This window comes from Shigella sp. FC1544 (assembly GCF_001722145.1).
Lineage (GTDB): Bacteria > Pseudomonadota > Gammaproteobacteria > Enterobacterales > Enterobacteriaceae > Escherichia > Escherichia coli.
This window is the reverse complement of record NZ_MECT01000220.1, coordinates 1-2,398: the sequence shown is the minus strand read 5'-3', so window position 1 is coordinate 2,398 and position 2,398 is coordinate 1. Positions and strand designations below refer to the sequence as shown.

Here is a 2,398-nt window from a genome sequence, read left to right as displayed (position 1 = left end):
GTAAGCTTCCGGGGAACTCATATTGACGCGTTTTTCAGGCGCGCGTCATCGGCGGCGCATACGAACGCTCGTGGTTTGATAACGGTTGATTTATTTTGTTGCACAGAGGCGATCGCCAGGCAGGTACCGGAGGCGGGCTCTGAAGTACTGAGTAGCGTGATCGCGTCAGGCCGCGAAGTACTGACTCGGGGATTAATTGCAGGTGATGATGTACTGACCCGGGAATGACTCCGGGCTGATTCAGGTTCTTATTCGCTGTCAGCCCGCGTGGTTGCTGGTCTGGCTCATTTCCTGCCGTCAGGAGTTCAACTCCCGACTGCAGGTTATGGCCCGGTGCACGAACACCTGACGGCAGGTATCACTCACCCGGAGAAGGTAAATCCCTCAAGAGGCAGCAACTCTGCCAGTCGCTCCTCCGGCCACTCCGGCAGACGCATCAGGACGTCTGTCAACCAGGCATGCGGCTCCAGACCGTTGCGTTTCGCGGTTTCCAGCAAGCTCATTATTTGCGCGGCGCGTTCTCCCGCCATCTGCGAACCGGCGAACAGCCACGATTTTCTGCCCAGAACCACGTTTTTGATGGCCCGTTCACACACATTATTATCCAGCGGCACCGCACCATCTTCCAGGAAGCGGCTCAGTTCCACGCGATGAGACAGCGCATAGGCAATGGCTTTGTGTAATGCCTTTCCCGGAGAACATTGCGGTTCCTGCTCTTCAAGCCATGACCACAGTTCTTCCAGTATCGGACGGGCATAACGCTGTCGCCACTGGCGGATTTTTTCCACGGGGCGGCTACTGATCTTCTTCTCAAGACGGTACAACCCCGCGATTTTCTTCACGGCTATGGCAGCCCGTGGATCTTTACTGATTTTATACAGGTCGGCGAAGCCCCTGCGGGCATGGGCCCAGCATCCGGCCAGCGTGATCTCCGGCACTTTGTTTGCCAGAGTCCGGTATGCTTTATGTCCGTCGACAACCAGCGTCCCGCCCCAGCCCTGAAGCCAGTTTTCAGGATACTCATGGCTACGTCCGGTCCGGCAGTCGAAGCACACAACTGACGGTCCCGTCCTTTCTCCACTGACGTATGCCCACTGATAACCGGAGCAGGATTTACCGCCTTTCTTCGTGTTCAGGATCTTCAGGGTAGTCTCATCTGCATGCACCACCGGACGGTTTATCAACTCGCGATGGAGTAACGCCGCCAGGGGAGATAATGCGGCACCCGCCGCGCCAACCATGTCAGCCATCGAACTGACGGGCAGCCCGACATCTGAACGGGCAAAGACCTGTTGCTGGCGATACAGAGGCAGGTGGTCACCGTATTTATTGATGATCACCTGTGCGATGACTGATGGCTCAACGGCACTTTTCGGGAGGATATGTGCCGGCATTTCACCGCTGAACACCTTCTGGCAACAGGGACAACTGTATTGCGGACGGACATAACGGTTCACCACAAAGTGAGCGGGAATATACTCCAGCTTTTCACTCACCGCATCGCGGATATAGTGCAGCGGCTCGTCACATTCAGGGCAATGGTCAGTGTCCGGCTGGATAATTTTTTCCACCCGTGGAAGATGAACCGGTAAGGGTTTGCGTATCGGGCGTGAACGGGACGCTTTTTCATCTTCTTCAGGGGATTGCGGGAGCAGTTTATCCAGATGTGCGGTAAGCGCGGCGATATCGGCATCAACATCCTCTTCGAATAGGGAGCGTTGCATACCAGCCAGCGTTTCACATTTTTTTCCGAAGCGCTGTTGACGAACCAGTTTCAGCATTTCTTCCAGAAGCTGGATGCGCCGGCTTTTCTCCAGTAATTCCCGCTCTTTTTCGGCATTCTCCGACATGACTTCTTGTACCATGGCAAGTGCCATAGCACGCAGTTTTTCGATGTCATTCGTGGTGTTGAGAGCGGAGATATCCATACAGGGGAGTATACCACTCCAGATACGGATATTCATTATTTTTCACTGAGTTAGCAGTGTATTTTGCGTGTTTTCAGGGCGCAGTTCAGGTTCATTCTGCCAGACCCATTTCGTCAGGTCATGTCCCTTAACCTGCTGCCAGTCAACACCGGCAATCAGCCAGTTAAACTCGTCGGGAGTGAGGTGCCAGGCAGCGTCATTTGCACGTGGCCAGCGGAAGCTGCCTTTGTGCAGACGGCGGGTACACAACCACACCCCGTGTTTATCCCACCGGAGAACTTTGATACGCGAACGGGCTTTGTTAACAAAGACGAAGGCGGCTCCCTCATGCCATGTCGACCGGAGTTCATCCTGTATATACTGCGTCAGTGAGTCGATGCCCCGGCGCATGTCAACAGGTTTAATTGCGATGAAGACATTATCAGGACTGAGCATATTTGAGTGCCCTGAAGACATCGGTAAGTTGTGAC

At 54.4% G+C, this 2,398-nt stretch carries 3 protein-coding genes; 1 reads left to right on the top strand and 2 read right to left on the bottom strand.

The genetic code is table 11. The features are described 5' to 3' along the window. Nucleotides 1-228, top strand: a 228-nt coding sequence (locus BGK49_RS30740) for a hypothetical protein (protein ID WP_077756210.1), incomplete at its 5' end; no start/stop codon positions are given. Nucleotides 229-362: 134 nt separating this feature from the next. Here BGK49_RS30740 and BGK49_RS12195 read toward each other — a convergent pair. Both BGK49_RS12195 and tnpB read right to left on the bottom strand, forming a co-directional pair. Further along, nucleotides 363-1,928: an IS66-like element ISEc49 family transposase gene (locus BGK49_RS12195; protein WP_000354984.1), complete on the bottom strand. Its 1,566-nt coding sequence runs from the start codon at nt 1,926-1,928 to the stop codon at nt 363-365. 42 nt (nt 1,929-1,970) lie between these two features. Then, nucleotides 1,971-2,363 carry an IS66 family insertion sequence element accessory protein TnpB gene (tnpB, locus tag BGK49_RS12190; RefSeq protein WP_000950648.1) on the bottom strand — a complete coding sequence of 131 codons (393 nt, stop codon included), beginning with the start codon at nt 2,361-2,363 and terminating at the stop codon, nt 1,971-1,973. Between the last annotated feature and the right edge of the window lie 35 nt (nt 2,364-2,398).